Consider the following 20,477-nt stretch of genomic DNA (forward strand, 5'->3'; position numbering starts at 1 on the left):
CCGTTGCGCCCCGGTGGCGCGGCGGACCAGGCCGGCCGGAAGTCAGAACAACAAGCCCGGCCGGCGACGAGACAGGCAAGAATCAACCAAAGGAGGATTGGGTATGTCCGACTCTACCGGGCAAACCGCGCTGGATACCTTTCCGCGTCTGCTGATGCACCACGCCAAGGTGCGCCCCAACCGGCCGGCGATGCGCGAGAAGGAATACGGCATCTGGCAGACCTACACCTGGGGCGAAGTGGCCGAGAACGTGCGGGCCATCGCCTGCGGCCTGGCCGAGCTGGGCTTCAAGCGCGGCGACCGCCTGGCGGTGATCGGCGACAACCGCCCGCGTCTGTACTGGTCGGTGGCTGCCTGCCAGTGCCTGGGCGGCATCCCGGTGATGCTCTACCAGGACGCGGTGGCGCAGGAAATGGTCTATGTGCTGCAGGACGCCGAGATCAAGTTCGCGGTGGTCGAGGACCAGGAACAGGTCGACAAGATGCTGGAGATCCAGCCCGACGTGCCCTTCCTCGAGCACGTGGTCTACGACGACCCGCGCGGCATGCGCCACTACACCCAGACCCTGCTGATGGGCCTGGACGAGCTGCAGGAGATGGGTCGCATCCACGACCGCAACCAGAGCGACTTCCTCGACGGCGAGATCGCCAAGGGCGCGCCGGACGACATCTCGGTGATGCTGTACACCTCCGGCACCACCGGCAAGCCCAAGGGTGTGTGCCAGACCCACGGCGCCTTCATCGCCGCGGCCAAGGGCGGCGTCGAGTTCGACCGCCTGACCGACCAGGAAGACATCCTCTCCTACCTGCCGATGGCCTGGGTGGGCGATCACCTGTTCTCCTTCGCGCAGGCCATGGTGGCCGGCTTCGCGATCAACTGCCCGGAGTCCGGCGAGACGGTGATGACCGACCTGCGCGAGATCGGTCCGACCTACTACTTCGCCCCGCCGCGCGTGTTCGAGAACCTGCTCACCCAGGTGATGATCCGCATGGAGGACGCCGGCTGGATCAAGCGCAAGCTCTTCCATCACTTCATGGAGGTCGCCCGCCGCTGCGGCGCCGAGATCCTCGACGGCAAGCCGGTGTCCTCGGCCGACCGTTTCCAGTACGCGCTCGGCAACCTGTTCGTGTATGGGCCGCTGAAGAACGTGCTGGGCATGAGCCGCATCCGCGTGGCCTATACCGCCGGTGCGGCGATCGGCCCGGATCTCTTCCGCTTCTACCGCTCCATCGGCATCAACCTGAAGCAGCTCTACGGCCAGACCGAGACCTGCGCCTATGTGTGCCTGCAGCCCGACGGCCAGATCAAGCTCGATTCGGTCGGCAAGCCGGCACCCAACGTCGAGGTCAAGCTCGCCGACAACGGCGAGATCCTGGTCAAGGGCCCGATGCTGCTCAAGGCCTACTACAAGCGCCCGGACGCCACCGCCGAATCGATCAACGCCGACGGCTACTTCATGACCGGCGACGCGGGCTTCTTCGACGAGGAAGGCCACCTGAAGATCATCGACCGTGCCAAGGACGTGGGCAAGCTCACCGACGGCTCGATGTTCGCGCCCAACTACATCGAGAACAAGCTCAAGTTCTTCCAGCACATCAAGGAAGCGGTGGCCTTCGGCAACGGCCGAGACTTCGTCACCGCCTTCATCAACATCGACCTCGAAGCCGTGGGCAACTGGGCCGAGCGCAAGGGCATGGCCTACTCCGGCTATACCGACCTGGCGCAGCAGGACGCGGTGTATGAACTGATCCGCGAGGGCATCGAGAAGGTCAATGCCGAGCTGGCTTCCGACCCGATGATGAGCGCCAGCCAGATCAAGCGCTTCCTGGTCCTGCACAAGGAGCTGGATGCCGACGACGGCGAGCTGACCCGCACCCGCAAGGTGCGCCGCAACTTCATCTCCGAGCGCTACGCGGTGCTGATCGACGCGCTCTACGAAGGGCGCAAGGAGCAGTACATCGAGACGCCGGTGAAGTACGAGGACGGCCGCGAGGGCAAGATCGCCGCCACGCTGCGCATCGAGGAGGCCAAGACCTTCGCTTCGCGCGCCGCGCAGCAGGCCGCTTGAGGAGACAGGGATGATGATGAATGACATGGCACAAGCCGACACCGGGGCGGCCGCGGGTCGCCGGATCGGTGAGGTGATCCTCGACCTGCAGAACATTTCGCTGCGTTTCGGCGGCGTGAAGGCGCTGACCGACATCAGCTTCGACGTCCGCGAGCACGAGATCCGCGCGATCATCGGCCCCAACGGCGCCGGCAAGAGCTCGATGCTCAACGTGATCAACGGGGTGTACCACCCGCAGGAAGGCCAGATCATCTTCCGTGGCGAGCAGCGCCGCGAGATGGAGCCCTACATGGCGGCCTCCCAGGGCATTGCGCGCACCTTCCAGAACATCGCGCTGTTCAAGGGCATGAGCGTGCTCGACAACATCATGACCGGCCGCCACATGAAGATGAACGCCGGCCTGCTGTCGCACATGCTCTATTTCGGCAAGGCGCAGAAGGAAGAGATCGAGCACCGCAAGAAGGTGGAGGAGGTCATCGACTTCCTCGAGATCCAGAGCATCCGCAAGACCCCGGTGGGGCGCCTGCCCTACGGCCTGCAGAAGCGGGTGGAACTGGCCCGCGCGCTGGCCGCCGAGCCGGAACTGCTGCTGCTCGACGAGCCGATGGCCGGCATGAACGTGGAAGAGAAGCAGGACATGTGCCGCTTCATCCTCGACGTGAATGACCAGTTCGGCACCACCATCGTGCTGATCGAGCACGACATGGGCGTGGTCATGGACATCTCCGACCGCGTGGTGGTGCTCGACTACGGCAAGAAGATCGGCGACGGCACGCCCGACGAGGTCAAGAGCAATCCGGAAGTGATCGCCGCCTACCTGGGCACCTCGCACTGAGCACGCCGACGGCAGAAGGATAAGGAGACAACGATGACGTTCTTTTTCGAAGTGCTGATCGGCGGCCTGCTCTCGGGCGTGCTGTATGCGCTGGTCGCGCTCGGTTTCGTGCTGATTTTCAAGGCATCCGGGGTGTTCAACTTCGCCCAGGGGGCGATGGTGTTCTTCGCCGCGCTGACCTTCGTCGGCTTCACCGAGGTGTTGCCGGGATGGTTCGGGCTCGAGCCGGGCAGCGGTCTTGTGTTCTGGCTGGCCTTCGCGCTGGCCCTGGCCTCGATGATCGTGCTGGGCATCGCCACCGAGAAGGTGGTGCTGCGCAAGCTGGTGAACCAGCCGCCGATCACCCTGTTCATGGCCACCATCGGCCTGACCTTCTTCATCGAAGGCCTGGCGCAGGCATTCTGGGGCGCGAACGTGCGCGGCCTGGAACTGGGCATTGCCGACGAGCCGATCATGTGGATGCTCGACGAGTACAACATGATCATCTCCAAGTTCGACCTCATCGCTGCGGGCATGGCCCTGGTGATGTTCGTCGTGCTGGCGCTGATGTTCCAATACACCCGGGTGGGCCGCGCCCTGCGTGCGGTGGCCGACGACCACCAGGCCGCGCTGTCGGTGGGTATCCCGCTCAAGCACATCTGGGCGATCGTCTGGGGCGTTGCCGGTTTCGTGGCGCTGATCGCCGGCCTGATCTGGGGTGCCCGCAGCGGGGTGCAGTTCGCGCTCACCTTCACCGCGCTGAAGGCCCTGCCGGTGCTGATCCTCGGCGGCTTCACCTCGGTGCCGGGCGCCATCCTGGGCGGGCTGATCATCGGCGCCTCGGAGAAGCTCGCCGAGGTGTACATCGGCCCCTTCGTCGGCGGCGGCATCGAGTCGTGGTTCCCGTACATCCTGGCGATGTTCTTCCTGCTGATCCGTCCGGAAGGCCTGTTCGGCGAGAAGCATATCGACAGAGTGTGACCGCCCTCTCCCGGGGGGCGCCCGCCAGGGCGCAGCCCGGGGAAGGGGAGCACACCGAACAACAGACATAAGCTCGGAGACAACGCATGCTTTACCGTGAAGCCGGCCAGTTCAAGGCCAGTTACCAGGAAGACGCGCAGATCTTCCCGATCCGCCAGGATCGCATCGGGTTCATCGCGCTGATGGCCTTCTTCTTCCTGGTGGTGCCCATGGTGGCCGACCAGTACTGGCTGCAGGCCATCCTGATTCCCACCCTGATCTTCTCGCTCGCCGCGCTGGGCCTGAACATCCTCACCGGCTACGCCGGGCAGCTCTCGCTCGGTTCGGCGGCCTTCATGGCGGTGGGCGCCTTCGCCACCTACAACTTCATGCTGCGCGTCGATGGCATCCCGTTCATCGTGGCGGTTGTGCTCGGCGGCCTGTGTGCGGCGGTGGTGGGCATCCTGTTCGGTCTGCCCTCGCTGCGCATCAAGGGCTTCTACCTGGCGGTGGCGACGCTGGCGGCGCAGTTCTTCATCGTCTGGGCGCTGGTCAAGTTCCCGTGGTTTTCCAACTACTCGAGCTCGGGGGTGATCTCCGCCCAGGAGGTGAACATCCTCGGCTACGCCTTCGTCACGCCGGAAGCCAAGTACCTGCTCACCCTGGTCATCGTCACGGTGATGGCACTGATCGCCAAGAACATGGTGCGCTCGACCACCGGCCGCAAGTGGATGGCGGTACGTGACATGGACGTGGCCGCCGAGGTCATCGGCATCCGCCTGATGCGCACCAAGCTGCAGGCCTTCGCAGTGTCGTCCTTCTACTGCGGCGTGGCCGGCGCGCTGTACGCCTACACCTACCTCGGTACGGTGGAGCCGGAAGGCTTCAACCTCGACCTGTCCTTCCGCATCCTGTTCATGATCATCATCGGCGGGGTGGGCTCCATCATGGGCTCCTTCCTCGGTGCGGCCTTCATCGTGCTGCTGCCGATCTTCCTGAACGTGGTGCTGCATTCGGCGGTCGGCGCCGCGCTGCCGCCGGGCTTCGGTTCCAGCCTGGAGCTGATGATCTTCGGTGCGCTGATCATCTTCTTCCTGATCGTCGAACCGCACGGCATGGCCCGCCTGTGGCAGATTGCCAAGGAAAAGCTGCGCCTGTGGCCGTTCCCGCACTGATCCGCAAATCATTTCGAATTCCAGGCCGGGCCCTGCTCCCGGCCGGATGAAAGCGTTACAGCAGGGTACCAATCAAAAGAGAGGAGGCACGTTATGAAGTTCAGTTTCCGCAAGACCCTGGTCGCCGGCGCCGTCGCCGCCGGTCTGCTGACCACCGGCTATGCCGCTGCCCAGGAGCAGTTCATCGGCCTGCCCAGCTACCGCGTCGGCCCCTACGCCGCCGGCGGCTCCGGCATCTACGGTGGCTGGATCGATTACATGCAGCTGATCAACCAGCGCGACGGCGGCATCAACGGCGTCAAGCTGACCTGGGAAGAGTGCGAGACCGAGTACAACAACGCCCGTGGCGTGGAGTGCTACGAGCGTCTGAAGAACAAGGGCGCCACCGGCAATTCCGTGTTCCAGCCGCTGTCCACCGGCATCACCTACTCGGTGCTGGAGAAGGTCGCCGAGGACAAGATCCCGCTGGTGACCATGGGCTACGGCCGTACCGATGCGGCCGACGGCCGTGTGTTCCCGTGGGTCTTCCCGCTGATCACCACCTACTGGTCGCAGGCTTCTGCCATCGTCAACTACATCGCCAGCAAGGAAGGCGGTGCCGACAAGCTCAAGGGCAAGAAGATCGGCCTGCTGTACCACGATTCCGCCTACGGCAAGGAATCGCACGCGATCATGGACAAGCTGGCCGCCAAGCACGGCTTCACCGTCGAGAAGATCGCCGTGGCCCACCCGGGCAACGAGCAGCAGTCGCAGTGGCTGCAGATCCGCCAGATGCGCCCGGACTACGTGGTGCTGTGGGGCTGGGGCGTGATGAACCCGACCGCGCTGCGCACCGCCGCGCGTACCGGTTTCCCGCGTGACAAGATGATCGGCGTGTGGTGGTCCGGTGCCGAGGAAGACACCGTGCCGGCGGGCGATGCCGCCAAGGGCTTCACCGCCGCTGGCTTCAACGTGGCCGGTGCCAACTACCCGGTGATCAAGGACATCCAGCAGCACGTGTACGGCAAGAACGTCGGCAATATGGAAGACAAGTCCCGTGTCGGCAGCGTGTATTACAACCGTGGCGTGGTGCACGGCATCATCACCGTGGAAGCCATCCGTACCGCCCAGGAGAAGTTCGGCAAGGGCAAGCCGCTGACCGGCGAGCAGGTGCGCTGGGGCTTCGAGAACCTGAAGATCGACAACGCCCGTCTGAGCGCCCTGGGCGCCGATGGCTTCATGCCCGAGCTGAAGGTGAGCTGCGAGGATCACGAAGGCGCCGGCGTGGTGAAGTTCCAGCAATGGGACGGCGCCAAGTGGAACGTCGTGTCCGACTGGGTCTCGGGTGACCGCCAGCTGGTGCGCGGCATGATCGAGGAATCCGCGGCGGCCTACGCCAAGGAGAAGGGCATCACCCCGCGCGACTGCTCCAAGGAGATGTAATCGCGTGACGCGCCGCGCGCCGCCTCGGGTGGCGCGCGGCGCAAGACTCCCCCGTTTGGGGGGGTCTGCAGGCTGCATCGCGCCGCAGAGAACGAAGCGGTGCCGCCTGCAGACCCTTTCCGGGATGTTCCGGGGAGGTGGGACGGAGACAAGAGGCGACACGACAGATGAATACAGCCAACACCACTGCCGCGGCGAGCGCGGCGCCCTACCTCAGCGTCAACAACATCGAGGTCATCTACGACCACGTCATCCTGGTGCTCAAGGGGGTGTCCTTCGAGGTGCCGCAGGGCGGCATCGTTGCGCTGCTCGGGGCCAACGGCGCGGGCAAGTCCACCACACTGAAATCGATCTCCAACCTGCTGCGCGCCGAACGCGGCGACGTCACCAAGGGCAGCATCGAGTTCAAGGGCGCACGGGTAGACCAGATGACGCCCAACGAGCTGGTCAAGCGCGGCGTCATCCAGGTGATGGAAGGGCGCCACTGCTTCGGCCACCTGACCATCGAGGAGAACCTGCTCACCGGTGCCTACACGCGCAGCATCTCGCGCGGCGAGCTCAAGGACAGCCTGGAGAAGGTGTACCACTACTTCCCGCGCCTGAAGACGCGCCGCAGTTCGCAGGCCGGCTACACCTCGGGCGGCGAGCAGCAGATGTGCGCCATCGGCCGGGCGCTGATGGCCAAGCCGGAGATGATCCTGCTGGACGAACCGTCCATGGGCCTGGCCCCGCAGATCGTCGAGGAGATCTTCGAGATCGTGAAGGACCTCAACAGCAAGGAACGCGTGAGCTTCCTGCTGGCCGAGCAGAACACCATGGTCGCGCTGCGCTACGCCGACTTCGGCTACATCCTGGAGAACGGCCGCGTGGTGATGGAAGGGGCCGCCAAGGACCTGGCCAACAACGAGGACGTGAAGGAGTTCTACCTCGGCCTGTCGGGCGAGGGGCGCAAGAGCTTCCGCGAGGTCAAGCACTACCGCCGGCGCAAGCGCTGGCTCTCCTGACGCAGCGCAGTACAGACGACGGCAAGCCATGCACGCATACAGCCCCCCACTCGTGCTTCCGACATTCGTTGTACCGCCCCGGGGGGGGCGGGGCGACCGGGAAAGTTCCATGGAATATCACGACCAGCGCGAAACCCGCCCGCAGGCCGAACGCGAGGCCGATCTGTTCGCCCGCCTGCCGGCGCAGATCGCCCACGCCAAGGCGAATGCGCCGGCCTTCGCCAGCCTGCTCGCCGACATCGATCCGGCGGCGATCACCTCCCGCGAGGCGCTTGCCCGCCTGCCGGTGACCCGCAAGTCCGAGCTGCTCGAGCAGCAGAAGGCGGCGCGCCCCTTCGGCGGCTTCGCCGCGGCCCGCTGGGGGCGCGACTGCCGCCGTGTGTTCGCCTCGCCCGGGCCGCTGTACGAACCCGAAGGTGCGCGGGCCGACTACTACCGGCTGGCGCGTGCGCTGTTCGCTGCGGGCTTCCGTGAAGGCGATCTGGTGCACAACACCTTTTCCTATCACTTCACGCCCGCCGGCTCGATGATGGAAACCGCCGCGCATGCGCTCGGCTGCACGGTGTTCCCGGCCGGCGTCGGCCAGACCGAGCAGCAGGTCGCTGCGATGGCCGACCTGCAGCCCACGGCCTACACCGGCACACCGTCCTTCCTGCGCATCATCCTCGACAAGGCCGAGGAACTCGGCGTGGCGCCGTCCTTCACCAAGGCCTTCGTCTCCGGCGAGGCCTTTCCGCCCAGCCAGCGCGACGCGCTCGCCGCACGCGGCATCCAGGCCTACCAGGCCTATGCCACCGCGGACATCGGCCTGATCGCCTACGAGACGCCGGCCCGGGAGGGCATGGTGGTGGATGAGGACATCATCCTCGAGATCGTCCGCCCCGGCACCGGCGACCCGGTTGCCCCCGGCGAGGTCGGCGAGGTCGTGGTCACCACTTTCAACCCCGACTACCCGCTGATCCGTTTCGGCACCGGCGACCTGTCCGCGCTGCTGCCGGGCGAATCCCCCTGCGGGCGCAGCAACCTGCGCATCAAGGGCTGGATGGGGCGCGCCGACCAGACCACCAAGATCAAGGGCATGTTCGTGCACCCCAGCCAGGTAGCCGACATCGTCCGCCGCCACCCGCAGGTCGATCGTGCCCGGCTGGTGGTGGAAAACCCGGGGCTCAACGACCGCATGACCCTGCACTGCGAGACCCGCGCCACCGATGCGGCGCTGGCCGAGCAGCTCACCGCCACCATCCGCGAGGTCACCAAGCTGCGCGGCGAGGTGGTGCTTTGCGCACCGGGCAGCTTGGCCAACGACGGCAAGGTCATCGACGATCTGCGCAAGTACGAGTAAGACGGTGCGCGCCGCTCCGCTCGCCGGCCTGCGGGTGCTGGACCTCACCCGCCTGCTGCCCGGCCCGCTCGCCACCCAGCACCTGGCCGACTACGGCGCCGACGTCATCAAGGTGGAAGACACCGGCGCCGGCGACTACGCCCGCAGCATGGGGGCGATGCGCGGCGACACCAGCTACTTCTACCGCATCGTCAACCGCGGCAAGCGCAGCATCCGCCTGGACCTCAAGCAGGACGCCGGGCGCGAGCTCCTGCTGCGCCTGGTGGACGACGCCGACGTGCTGGTGGAAGGCTTCCGCCCCGGCGTCATGGACAAGCTCGGCCTGGGCTACGCGGCGCTGGCCGCGCGCAATCCGCACCTGGTGTACTGCAGCATTTCCGGCTATGGCCAGGATGGCCCCTACGCCCAGCGCGCCGGCCACGACATCAACTACATCGGCTACGCCGGGGTGCTCGACCAGATCGGCACCGCGGGCGGGGCGCCGGCCGTCTCCAACCTGCAGATCGGCGACCTGCTGGGCGGCACGCTGAGCGGCCTGGTCGGCCTGCTGGTGGCGGTGATCGATGCGCGTACCAGCGGGCAGGGGCGCCATGTCGACGTGTCGATGACCGACGCCGCCTTTGCCCACGCCATCTTCCCGCTCGCCGAAGTCCTCGCCCACGGCGCGGTGAAGCCGCGCGGCGAGGATCTGCTCACTGGCGGGGTGCCCTGCTATGGCGTGTATGAGACCGCCGACGGCCGCCACATGGCGGTGGGGGCGCTCGAAGAGAAGTTCTGGCATCTTGTCTGCGACACCATCGGCCGCGCGGACCTCAAGCCCGCGCATCTCGCGACCGGCGAGCAGGGCGCGCGTGCGCGCGCCGAGCTTGCGGCCATCTTCCGCTCGCGCACCCAGGCCGAATGGACCGCGGTGTTCGACAAGGTCGATTGCTGCGTCACCCCGGTCCTGCATCTGCAGGAAAGCCTGCGGGACCCGCAGCTGAACGCCCGCGGCATGGTCGTCGAGGTGGACGGGGTGACCCAGTTCGGCCCCCCGGTGAGGCTCTCGGAGCACGCTCCGGCGTCCTTCAGCCCGGCGCCGGCCGCCGGCGAGCATACCGAGGAACTGCTCGCCGAACTGGGCCTGGATGCCGCCGAGGTCGCCCGCCTGCGCGCAGCACGGGTGATCTGAGCGCCAACTGCGCGGTGGCCCGCGTCCGCGCTGCGTAATCCTACGTAGCGCGCGGCGCCGCGGCCTGCGGTAGGCTTCGCGGATGCAAAGCCTGCTCCTGCTGCTCCCCGATTTCTCGCTCATCCTGCTCGGCGCATTGCTGCGCCGCACCCTGCTCGACGCCGACGCGCTGTGGACCGGGCTGGAAAAACTGGTCTACTTCGTGCTGTTCCCGGCGCTGCTGTTCAATGCGCTGGCCAGCGTGACGATAGACCCGGGTCGGATGCTGCCGCTGTTTGCCGGCGGGCTGGGCGTGCTGCTGTCCGGCTTCGCGCTCGGCTGGCTGGGGCGCCCGCTGATGGGTTTGTCGGCCATCGCCTTCGCTTCCCGGCTTCAGTGCGCCTACCGCTTCAATACCTATATCGGCATTGCCATCGCCGGCAAACTGCACGGCGCGCTGGGGGTGGCGACCATGGGGGCGCTGAGCGGCATGATGGTGCCTTTCGCCAACATCCTGGCGGTCAGCGTGCTCGCGCGTCACGGGCAGGGCGGGCTGTGGCGCGAACTGGCGCGCAATCCGCTGGTGATCGCCACCCTGGCCGGTTTGGCGTGCAATCTGGCCGGGCTGGAGCCGGCCGCGCCGCTCGCCGCGGTGCTCGAACGCCTGGGGGATGCCGCCGTGGCACTGGGCCTGCTGGCGGTCGGCGCCGCGCTGCGCTGGGGCAAGGTGGGCGGCCGGCTGGCCGGGTCTGCCTGGCTGCTTGCGGTCAAGCTGGCGATGATGCCGATGGTGGCCTGGGGCCTGGGCCGGGCCCTCGGCCTCGGCGGGCCGGCCTTCGATTTGCTGGTGCTGTTCGCCGCGCTGCCGTCGGCGAGTTCCGCCTACATCCTGGCCATGCGCATGGGCGGAGACGGCCCGGGCGTGGCCTGGCTGATCTCCGCCTCCACCCTGCTCGGGGTGGGCAGCCTGAGCGTCTGGCTGCACCTGCTCGGCTGAGAATGTGAGTAAGGCTACTGCGCGGGCCGCTGGCGGCGTTGCGTAGTGCTGCAGCCTACTTCTTGCCGGCGGCGGGTTTGCGCGGGCTGCTGGGCTTCTTGCGCGCCGCTGCCGCTGGTTTTTCGGCGGCGGCCGGGGCTTCGGCCTGCGGCGCGCCGCTCATCAGGTTCCAGGGCCACATCGCGGCGGCGCCCGCGAAGGGATTGGCCGTCTCGTCCTCGCCGCCCTGCTGCTCAGCGGATTCCCGCGCATGCTCGCTTATCGCCTTCACCGCGGCGAGCGCGGCGCGCTGCATCTCCAGGCCCTGGGTGCTCATCTGCAGCATGTTGAGGTTCATCTTCAGCCAGCCCTCGACGGCCTTCAGGTCGGCGATGCGCTTGTCGAGTTCGTCGATGTCCAGCGTGGGCGTGACCATGCCCGGTAGCGAGAATCCCATGCTGCTCCACATCCCGCGGACGAATTCGAGCGGGTCCTGGGCGGATTGTTCCTGTGACATGGCAAGTACTCCCCCTGTGAATGGCCCGGTTGGCCGCCGGCCGTCCGGTGCGATGGCGCGCGCGCTTTCTGCGCGCCGTTTGATTTCATCTTAACCGAAGCGCACGGGGATGCGCATGAATGCATCCTGCGTAGTCGATTGTTATCCGCTTCAGTGGCCGCCGTGCAGGCGGTGCAGCAGGGCGCGCAGGCGGGCAGGACGGACCGGTTTGTGCAGCAGGGGCAGGGCGGCGGCCTGGGCCCGCTTGAGCGTTTCGGCGCCGGTGTCGCCGCTGATCAGCACGGCCGGCAACTCCGCGCCCCAGCGCGCGCGCAGGCAGGCGAGGATCTCGATGCCGTCGGCCGGGCCGTGCAGGCGGAAGTCGCTGATCAGCAGCTCCGGCGGCAGGGCGTCGTCCTCATAGGCGGCGAGCAGTTCGTCCAGGGTGGCGGCGGCCTGTACTTCGCACCCCCAGGTGGTGAGCAGGCCCTGCATGCCGGCGCGGGCGAGCGGGTCGTCCTCGAGCAGGGCGATCCGCCAGCCGCCGAGGTCGCCCGGGCTGCGCTCGGCCGCGGCGCCGGGGCGGGCTTGGTCGGGCTCCGCCGCAGGCAGTTCGAGGCTGAACACCGAGCCCTTGCCCGGCGCCGAGCGCAGCGACAGGCGGTGGCCGAGCAGGTCGGTGAGACGGCGCACGATGGCCAGGCCGAGCCCCAGACCCTTGTCGCGCGCGCGCTCCGGATTGTCGAGCTGGACGAACTCCTGGAAGATGATCTCCTGCTCGTCCGCAGCGATGCCGACCCCGGAGTCGCGGACTTCGACGCGCAGTGTCCCGCCGCGCGGCCTGCAGGCGACCATGACCGCGCCCGCGTGGGTGTAGCGGATCGCGTTGCTCGCGAGGTTGGTGAGGATGCGTTCGAACAGCACTGGATCGCTCAGCGCCCAGGCGCTGCTCGGCCGCACCCGCAGGCGCAGGCCCTTGGCGGCGGCCGCGTCGCGCTGTTCGGCGGCGATGCGGTCGAGGATGGGCTGCAGCGGGAATGGCCGCAGGTTGGGGTGCAGCACGCCGGCGTCGAGCTTGGAGATGTCGAGCAGGCTGTCGAGCAGGTTCTCCATGGCCTCGGCAGAGGCGGCGATCTTCTGCACCAGATGGCGGGCCTGCGGGGCGTGAGAGAGCTGGGCGAGCTCGGTGACGAACAGCCCGAGTGCGTGCATCGGCTGGCGCAGATCGTGGCTGGCGGCGGCGAGGAAGCGCGATTTCGCCAGGTTGGCCTGCTCCGCCTCATCCTTGCGCGCGCGCAGCTCGGCGGTGGCTTCCATGATCCGCCGGGCCATGTTGTCGTGCATTTCCTCCAGGCGGGAAGCCATCTCGTTCACCCCGTTGGACAGCAGCTTCAGGCTGCCGCCGCCCGTGTCGGGCACGCGCTCGCTCAGCCGCCCCTGGCCGATGCGCGCCACCGCGCGCGCAACGCTGCGGATCGGCCCGCTCACCCCGCGGCTGAGCCAGGTGGCCAGCAAGAGGCTGCCCACCAGCACCAGCAGCACCGATACCGCCGCGGCTTGCAGCAGCTCGTTGCGCTGTACCTTGAGACGTTCGCGCGACACATCCAGCACAACGGTGCCGAGCGCAGGCGTGGTGGTAGGGTTGGCCGCCCCGGGCGCTTCCTCGCCGAGGCCGAAGGCGTCGTCGAGCCGGACGTTGCTGGGTTCGATCGGTTCGACGATGCGCAGCAGGTCGCGCGGGGCGAGCGCTGCGCTGTCGCTGCCGCCTGCGGTCACGCCGCGGCCGCTGTGCGCCAGCACCTGTCCGCCCGGGTCGATGATGTTGACCGCGACCACGTCGCTCTCCGCCAGCACGGCGCTGGCGAGCTGCTGCAAGGTTTCGCGGTTGCCGGCGAACACCGCGTATTCGCTGGCCGCCGCCAGCTGGCGGGCCAGGGCCAGGCCGCGCGCGGCGTGGGCCTCCTCGAGGTCGGACAGGCGCGAGCTGGTGTAGAACACGGTCAGCACCACGGCCAGCGCCAGCATGGGCAGCAGGGCTGCGAGGATGACACGCGCGCGGACGCCCCAGTCGATCTTCATCGCCCACCCTCCTGGCGCAGCAGCTTGCGGGCGAGTGTCTCGCCGTCGCTGAGCAGGATGCCGAGCGAGCGCGCGACGTTCATGTTCACGCCCACTTCGAAACTCCTGGGTGGAGCGGGAGGCGGCAGGCGGCCGCCGCCCAGCACCGCGGTGACCGCTTCCGCGGCCTGTGAGCCGATCTGTTCTGGGGTCGAATAGAGCGCCAGCAAGGCGCCTGCGCGCGCATAGGCCGGGGAGAAGCCGACCACCGGCGAGCGGTGGCGGTAGGCGGTGAGCAGGACGTTCTGCACCGTGTAGCTGTTGAACACCGCCGGGTCCGGCGTGGCGACCAGTACCGCCGGCTCGGTGAACACCTGCTGCAGGGCGAGGAAGAGGTCGCGGTCGGCCGACACCGTGGCGCGGGCCGGCTCGAAGCCCTGCTGGCGGGCTGCCGCGGCGAGTTCGTCGATCAGCTCGGCACTGCTCGGCCCGGACAGCAGGGCCAGGCGGCGCGCTTCAGGCAGGGCCAGGCGGATCAGCGCAACCTGGCGCGACGCCGGCTGGTCGAGAAATATCGCCGACGCCGCGCCTTCGTCGGGAGCGGGCGGCAGGCGCGCGAAACCGGCGCGGGTCAGCAGCGTGTGAAGCACCGCCGCTGACGGTGCGGCCTCGGCCACGGCCTGGGCCGCCCGCCCGCCGATCGAGACGACGACCCGCCGGCTGCGCAGCGTCTCGCCGCCCAGCGCCTGCCAGTTCGTCTGATCTACCGCGGTGCCTGGCGGCAGTGCCCGGCGAATGGCCTCCGCGGTTGCCGCGTGCGCACCGCCCTCGTCGCCCAGTACCAGCAGCACCGGTGCGCCGGCGCGTGCCGTTCCGCCCGCACACAGCGCGAGCACCAGCACGAGCAGGCGGACAAGAAAGGTGAAAGGGCGCGGCATGGGCGGTGGTCGAGTGTTCCGGTAGGCCGGGTCCGGGCGGAAGGGGGCTATGCTTTGTGCAAGCCGGGTGCCCGATTGTCGCCAACTTTAGGCCGGCGAGATAGGGGGGTGATGTATCCGCGCAGGGCTGCGTGCTATGCTTCGCGCATCAGCCGGCACGGTCGGCCGGAACCCTGGAGCAGATGGTGACCAAGATCCTCATCGTGGAAGATCACGCGCTGGTGCGCGAGGCACTTGCGCAGACGCTGTCGCGCCTGGCGCCGGACATGTCGTGTGTGGAGGCCAGCGGAGCCGACGAGGCGCTCGCCCGGCTGGAGGGCGATGACGACTGGGATCTGGTGGTGGTCGACCTGATGTTGCCCGACATGAACGGTTTCTCCCTGCTCGGGGTGCTGGCCAAGCGTTTCCCTGACGTGCCCGCGGTCGTCGTTTCGGCGATGGACGATCCGTCTTCGGTGCGCCGGGCGATCAAGGGCGGGGCCTCGGGTTTCGTGTCCAAGGCGAGTTCGGGCGAAGTCCTCTGCGACGCGGTACGCACCGTGCTGGACGGCGGCGTGTACCTGCCCGATGTGGATCACGCGGCCGGCAAGCGTGCCGCAGCGCCGGTGAACGAACGCTTCGGCCTCACCCCGGCGCAGACGCGGGTGATGGAACTGCTCGCGCAGGGCAAGACCAACCGCGAGATCGCCGATCTGCTGGGGCTCTCGGAAGGCACGGTGAAGGTGCACATGTCGGCCATCTTCCGTGCGCTCAAGGTCAGCAACCGCGCCCAGGCGCTGGTGGTCATCTCGCGCCACGGCACGCGCCTGTAAGGGCGTCCTGCGCGGCATTGAAAACGAGGCCCCGTCCGCCAGTCAGCGGACGGGGCCTCGGCGCATCCGGGTCAGTGCGAGCGGCGCGCCGCCTGGCTCAGGCGCAACGGCATTTCGGCCGGCGGGATGTGCACCGTCTCGTCCTCATCGTCCTCGATCAGTTCGCCGCCGTCGGCCACGTCGATTTCCAGCACATGCAGCACCTGGCGGGCAATCGCCCGGCAGGCGTTGGCCAGCGGGGTGGGCAACTGCTCGGGTACCTGCTTCTGCAGCAGCAGCTTGGAGGCGGACAGCGCCCCCACCGGCTTGAGGATGCGGTGGCGGTAGGCGCCCATCAGCTGGGCGACGTTGCGGTCGGCCGCCTCGCGCTGCCAGGCATTGGCCGGCCACTGCGAAGGCACCGCGTAGGCGCGCGGGAACATCTCCAGGTCGCGCAGCACGGTGCGGATGTCCTCGTGCGACTCGCGGAAGGGCAGCAGCACGATGTCGGACAGCGCGTACAGCTTGCGGTCCATCTCGGTGCGGTTGCCGCCGCCGTCGATGACGCCGACCCAGTTGTCCAGCGTGCGCAGCTTGTCGACCACTTTGGTGAGCGCTTCGCGGGTGCGCGCGTCGGCGGTGATGTAGCGCCGCCCCTCCGGGGTCAGCGGCTCGCGCGAGGTGTCGGTCAGCACGCAGGCCGACCGGTGCCCGAGCAGCCCCAGCCCCTGGCAGAGCATGTGCGACAGGGTGGTCTTTCCGGTACCGCCCTTGTTGCCAATGATGCAGATGATCTCAGCCATGACTTCATTCCCTGACTCGCGGCCCATCGACCGCACGATGCCATTATCGGCATCCGGGGCGCCACGCAAGAGGCAGAAAAGCAGCCGGAAGGCGGCCTATTTCGATCCCTTCCGTACCGGCCCCGCCGGGTGGTAGGCGTAGAGCCGGGTGCGGCGCCGGTCGGCGACTTCGACCACGAAAGCCGGTTCGGCTCCCGGCACCGGGAAACTGTTGCTCAGCAGCAGGCTGTCCGGGCGCATCTCGGCACATGCCTTCTTCCACACCATAGCCATCGGTACCGGGGAGAGGAAGGCGTAAACCACGTCGTAGGTGGACCACGGCGCAGCGAAGAAGTCCCCGCGCTCGAGCGTCAGATTGCCCAGCCGGAGGCCGAGCAGGCGGGCGACCCAGTGCGGTGCGGGTGCGGCCTCGATGCCGGTGAACCGGCAGTCCGGGCGCAGGCGGGCGAGCGGGCGCAGCAGCGAACCGGTGCCGCTGCCGATGTCGAGCAGGCTGGCGGGCCGGTCCGCAGGCAACAAGCGCGCGACCTCGGCAGCGGTGTGCCGGTTGCTCAGGTAGAGCGGCACCTGGGTGCGGAAACTGGTCCAGTAGATCGCCAGCAGCAGCAGGAAAACGCCCAGGTACCACGCGGGATGCAGGCCCAGTCCGTGGGCGAGCACCGCCAGCGGGGTGAACGCGAGGTGGATGGGCAGCCACCAGCGAGCGCTGCGCAGGGCGGCCGCAGCGAGCGCCGCGCCCGCGGCCTGCGCGGCAACCAGCGCCCACAGGCCGGCGGGCAGCAGGCCGCTGCGGGCCAGCAGCCAAGCGATCGCCCAGCCGCCGAGCTGGGCGGCGAGGGCCTTGAGGGCAGGGGGCATCGGCGGGCCTCAGGGAAGCGAGGCCCGGATCATAGCCCGATCAGGCCGCCACGCGCGCCGCTTCGGGGGCGCCGGGCACCTCCGCGCTACGCCAGCGCGCCAGCAGTTCCTCGCGCCGGGCGGCTGCGGCCTTCATGTTGTGCGCCTTGACGTGGCCGAAGCCGCGGATGCCCTCCGGCAGTGCCGCAATCTCGGTCGCCAGCGACAGGCGCAGGAAGGACAGCGATTCCAGCAGTTCGGCGATGTCGCGCTCGTACTGTGTGATAAGCGCGCGTTCGGCGCGCCGCTCGGCGCTGTAGCCGAACACGTCCCAGCGCGTGCCGCGCAGGCCCTTGAGACGGGCGAGCAGGCGGAAGATCTTAATCATGCCGGGGCCGTAGGCCTTCTTGGCGATCCGGCCGGTGTTGGGGTCGGGGTGCGTGGTGAGTGGCGGCGCGAGGTGGAAGCGCACCTCGTAGTCGCCCTCGAAGGCGGCGTGCACCTTGTCCCAGAACGCCGGGTCGGTGTACAGGCGCGCGACCTCGTACTCGTCCTTGTAGGCCAGCAGCTTGTAGTAGTTGCGGGCCACCGCCTCGGCGAGCCGGGTGGAGCCGTCGCCGGCCACGCGCGCCTCGGCGGCGCGCACCTTGTCCACCAGGGCGCGGTAGCGCGCGGCGTAGGCGGCATCCTGATAGGTGGTGAGCGAGGTCTCGCGCAGGCGGATGACGTCGTCCAGGCTCTGTGCGCGGATCGGCACCACCTCGGCGGGCCGCGCGTGACGCTGTACCGCGGCCAGGTCGTGGGCGGCGCGCCGTCCCCACAGGAAGGCCTTGCGGTTCATCTCCAGGGCTACGCCGTTGAGCTCGATGGCCTGCATCAGCGCGGCGTGTGAGACCGGCACCATGCCCTTCTGCCAGGCGAAGCCGAGCAGGAACAGGTTGGTGGCGATCGCATCGCCCATCAGCGTGGTCGCGAGTTGCTGGGCGTCGAGGAAATCGACCCGCTCCTCGCCCACCGCTTCGCGCACCGCCCCCTGCATGCGCTCGAGCGGGAACTGCCAGTCGGGGTTCAGGGCGAAGTCGGAGGTCGGCGTCTCGGCGCAATTCACCACCGCGCGGGTGCGGCCGCTCGCCATCTTGGCCAGCGCCTCGACGCTGGCCGATACCACGACGTCGCCGCCGATTACTGCATTGGCCTCGCCCGCGGCGATGCGCACCGCGTGCAGGTCCTCGGGCCGGTCGGCGATGCGGATGTGGCTGAACACCGAGCCGCCCTTCTGCGCCAGGCCGGTCATGTCGAGCACGGTGACGCCCTTGCCGTCGAGGTGGGCGCCCATGCCGATCAGCGCGCCGATGGTGACCACCCCGGTGCCGCCCACGCCGGTGACCATGATGCCGAAGGGCCGGTCGGTGGCCGGCAGCGCGGGTTCGGGCAGCGCGGCGAAGTGCGATTCGTCGCCGGCCAGGGCCTTGCCCTTGCGCGGCTTGCCGCCCTCGATGGTGATGAAGCTCGGGCAGAAGCCCTTGAGGCAGGAGTAGTCCTTGTTGCACGAGGACTGGTCGATCTGGCGCTTGCGGCCGAACTCGGTCTCCACCGGCAGGATGGACATGCAGTTGCTGGCCACCCCGCAGTCGCCACAGCCTTCGCACACCGCCTCGTTGATGAACACCCGGCGCGCCGGGTCGGGGAAGGTGCCGCGCTTGCGGCGGCGGCGCTTTTCGGCCGCACAGGTCTGGTCGTAGATCAGCGCGGACACGCCGGTAGTCTCGCGCAGGTCGCGCTGGATACGGTCGAGTTCGTCGCGGTGGCGCACCGGCACGCCGTGCGGCAGGTCGGCCGGGCCGTAGGCACGCGGGGTGCCGTCGGTGACCACGACGATGTTGTTCACGCCCTCGGCCTGCAACTGCGCGATGATCTTCGGCACGTCCAGCGGGCCGTCGTGAGGCTGGCCGCCGGTCATCGCCACCGCATCGTTGTAGAGGATCTTGTAGGTGATGTTGACCTTGGCCGCCACCGCCTGGCGGATGGCGAGCAGGCCGGAGTGGAAGTAGGTGCCGTCGCCCAGGTTGGCGAACACGTGCTTCTCGTTGGTGAATGGCGCCTGGCCGACCCAGGGCACGCCTTCGCCACCCATCTGGGTGAAGGTGCCGGTGCGCCGCTCGGGCATCCAGGTCACCATGTAGTGGCAACCGATGCCGGCCAGCGCGCGGCTGCCTTCCGGCACATGGGTGGAGGTGTTGTGCGGGCAGCCCGGGCAGAAGGTGGGCACGCGGTCGATCTTGAACACCCGCTCGGCCAGGGCCTTCTCCTTGGCCTCCAGGAAGGCGAGCCGTGCCTTGATGCGGTCCGAGGTGAAGAAGCGCCCGATGCGTGCCGCGATCACCCGCGCGATCATCGCCGGGGTCAGCTCGCCGGCGGCCGGCAGCAGCCAGTCGCCGTGGTCTATGGTGCCGTTGGAGCGCGCGATGCGTGCCCATTCGCCCTTCTCGTCGAACTTGCCGATCACCCGCGGACGCACGTCCTCGCGCCAGTTGTAGAGCTCTTCCTTCAACTGGTACTCGAGCAGCTGACGCTTTTCCTCGATCACCAGGATCTCGTCCAGGCCTTCGGCGAAGTGACGCACGCCATCGGATTCCAGCGGCCACACCATGCCCACCTTGTACAGGCGGATGCCGATCTCCGCGGCCAGTTGCTCATCGATGCCGAGGTCGTCGAAGGCCTGGCGCACGTCCAGGTAGCTCTTGCCGCAGGTGATGATGCCCAGGCGCGGAGCGGGCGAGTCGATGACGATGCGGTTCAGCCCGTTGGCCCGCGCGTAGGCCAGCGCGGCGTAGAGCTTGAAGTGCAGCAGGCGTTTCTCCTGCACCAGCGGCGGGTCGGGCCAGCGGATGTTGAGGCCGTCCGGGGGGAGGGCGAAGTCGGTGGGTATCGCTACCTGCACGCGCTGCGGGTCCACGTCCACCGAGGCCGAGGTCTCCACCGTGTCGGCCAGCGCCTTGAAGGCCACCCAGCAGCCGGAGTAGCGCGACAGGGCGTAGCCATGCACCCCGTAGTCGATGTACTCCTGCACGCCGGCGGGGGCCAGCACCGGCATCATCACCGCCTTGAAGAAGTGGTCGGTCTGGTGGGGCAGGGTGGAGGATTTCGCCGCGTGGTCGTCGCCGGCGATCACCAGCACTCCGCCGTGCTTCGAACTGCCGGCAGCGTTGGCGTGGCGGAACACGTCGCCGCAGCGGTCCACGCCGGGACCCTTGCCGTACCACATGGCGAACACGCCGTCGTACTTGGCCTGCGGCGACAGATTGACCTGCTGGGTGCCCCACACCGCGGTGGCGCCGAGGTCCTCGTTGATGCCGGGCTGGAAGACGATGTCGTGGCTGGCGAGGTGCTTCTTCGCCTTCCACAGGGTCTGGTCGAGGCCGCCCAGGGGCGAGCCGCGATAGCCGGAGACGAAGCCGGCGGTGTTCAGCCCGGCGGCGGCGTCGCGCTCCTTCTGGATCATCAGCAGGCGCACCAGCGCCTGGTAGCCGGTGAGATAGACGCGTCCGGAGACGGTGGTGTACTTGTCTTCCAGGCTGGGCGCGGCGGGGGCTGGCGTGTCGGCGCGCGGGCGCGGATCGGCTTCGGCCATCAGGGGTCTCCT

General features: G+C 68.3%; 16 protein-coding genes. 10 read left to right on the forward strand and 6 right to left on the reverse strand.

Annotated features, from left to right (window positions below; all coding sequences use genetic code 11):
- Positions 1-103: 103 nt before the first annotated feature.
- From IAI53_RS15340 to IAI53_RS15380, 9 genes are all read left to right on the forward strand, one after another.
- Positions 104-2,068 carry an AMP-dependent synthetase/ligase gene (locus IAI53_RS15340; protein WP_187719033.1) on the forward strand — a complete coding sequence of 655 codons (1,965 nt, stop codon included), beginning with the start codon at positions 104-106 and terminating at the stop codon, positions 2,066-2,068.
- 10 nt (positions 2,069-2,078) lie between these two features.
- Positions 2,079-2,903: an ABC transporter ATP-binding protein gene (locus IAI53_RS15345; protein ID WP_187719034.1), complete on the forward strand. Its 825-nt coding sequence runs from the start codon at positions 2,079-2,081 to the stop codon at positions 2,901-2,903.
- 33 nt (positions 2,904-2,936) lie between these two features.
- Positions 2,937-3,863, forward strand: a complete 927-nt coding sequence (locus tag IAI53_RS15350; protein WP_187719035.1) for a branched-chain amino acid ABC transporter permease — start codon at positions 2,937-2,939, stop codon at positions 3,861-3,863.
- A gap of 86 nt (positions 3,864-3,949) precedes the next feature.
- On the forward strand, positions 3,950-5,017 hold the full coding sequence (locus IAI53_RS15355) for a branched-chain amino acid ABC transporter permease (protein WP_187719036.1): 1,068 nt from the start codon (positions 3,950-3,952) through the stop codon (positions 5,015-5,017).
- A 93-nt stretch (positions 5,018-5,110) separates the two neighbouring features.
- Complete coding sequence (locus IAI53_RS15360) at positions 5,111-6,439, forward strand: ABC transporter substrate-binding protein (protein ID WP_187719037.1); 1,329 nt, start codon at positions 5,111-5,113, stop codon at positions 6,437-6,439.
- Between the two features lie 167 nt (positions 6,440-6,606).
- Positions 6,607-7,443, forward strand: a complete 837-nt coding sequence (locus tag IAI53_RS15365) for an ABC transporter ATP-binding protein (RefSeq protein WP_187719038.1) — start codon at positions 6,607-6,609, stop codon at positions 7,441-7,443.
- Positions 7,444-7,552: 109 nt separating this feature from the next.
- The gene (locus tag IAI53_RS15370) at positions 7,553-8,785 is read left to right on the forward strand and encodes a phenylacetate--CoA ligase family protein (protein WP_187719039.1); all 1,233 of its coding nucleotides are present in this window, start codon (positions 7,553-7,555) and stop codon (positions 8,783-8,785) included.
- A 4-nt stretch (positions 8,786-8,789) separates the two neighbouring features.
- Positions 8,790-9,956 carry a CaiB/BaiF CoA transferase family protein gene (locus tag IAI53_RS15375; RefSeq protein ID WP_187719040.1) on the forward strand — a complete coding sequence of 389 codons (1,167 nt, stop codon included), beginning with the start codon at positions 8,790-8,792 and terminating at the stop codon, positions 9,954-9,956.
- 82 nt (positions 9,957-10,038) lie between these two features.
- Positions 10,039-10,932: an AEC family transporter gene (locus IAI53_RS15380; RefSeq protein WP_187719041.1), complete on the forward strand. Its 894-nt coding sequence runs from the start codon at positions 10,039-10,041 to the stop codon at positions 10,930-10,932.
- Between the two features lie 55 nt (positions 10,933-10,987).
- On the opposite strand, the gene IAI53_RS15385 is transcribed toward IAI53_RS15380, so the two are convergent.
- The 3 genes from IAI53_RS15385 to IAI53_RS15395 form a co-directional block, all read right to left on the reverse strand.
- On the reverse strand, positions 10,988-11,428 hold the full coding sequence (locus IAI53_RS15385) for a PhaM family polyhydroxyalkanoate granule multifunctional regulatory protein (RefSeq protein WP_187719042.1): 441 nt from the start codon (positions 11,426-11,428) through the stop codon (positions 10,988-10,990).
- A 150-nt stretch (positions 11,429-11,578) separates the two neighbouring features.
- Entirely contained in the window at positions 11,579-13,486 is a 1,908-nt protein-coding gene (locus tag IAI53_RS15390; RefSeq protein WP_187719043.1) for an ATP-binding response regulator, read from the reverse strand.
- Entirely contained in the window at positions 13,483-14,403 is a 921-nt protein-coding gene (locus tag IAI53_RS15395) for an ABC transporter substrate-binding protein (RefSeq protein ID WP_187719044.1), read from the reverse strand. Before IAI53_RS15395 ends, IAI53_RS15390 begins: the two co-directional genes overlap by 4 nt.
- A 185-nt stretch (positions 14,404-14,588) precedes the next feature.
- Between IAI53_RS15395 and IAI53_RS15400 the strand changes: the two genes are divergently transcribed.
- Positions 14,589-15,215 carry a response regulator gene (locus IAI53_RS15400; protein ID WP_187719470.1) on the forward strand — a complete coding sequence of 209 codons (627 nt, stop codon included), beginning with the start codon at positions 14,589-14,591 and terminating at the stop codon, positions 15,213-15,215.
- 71 nt (positions 15,216-15,286) lie between these two features.
- Here IAI53_RS15400 and IAI53_RS15405 read toward each other — a convergent pair whose 3' ends face one another.
- The 3 genes from IAI53_RS15405 to IAI53_RS15415 all read right to left on the reverse strand — a co-directional run bounded on the left by IAI53_RS15405 (position 15,287) and on the right by IAI53_RS15415 (position 20,465).
- Positions 15,287-15,997, reverse strand: a complete 711-nt coding sequence (locus tag IAI53_RS15405) for a nucleotide-binding protein (protein WP_187719045.1) — start codon at positions 15,995-15,997, stop codon at positions 15,287-15,289.
- Positions 15,998-16,093: 96 nt separating this feature from the next.
- Positions 16,094-16,855, reverse strand: a complete 762-nt coding sequence (locus tag IAI53_RS15410; protein ID WP_187719046.1) for a class I SAM-dependent methyltransferase — start codon at positions 16,853-16,855, stop codon at positions 16,094-16,096.
- A 40-nt stretch (positions 16,856-16,895) separates the two neighbouring features.
- On the reverse strand, positions 16,896-20,465 hold the full coding sequence (locus IAI53_RS15415; protein ID WP_187719047.1) for an indolepyruvate ferredoxin oxidoreductase family protein: 3,570 nt from the start codon (positions 20,463-20,465) through the stop codon (positions 16,896-16,898).
- Between the last annotated feature and the right edge of the window lie 12 nt (positions 20,466-20,477).

Source organism: Thauera sedimentorum, assembly GCF_014489115.1.
Lineage (GTDB): Bacteria > Pseudomonadota > Gammaproteobacteria > Burkholderiales > Rhodocyclaceae > Pseudothauera > Pseudothauera sedimentorum.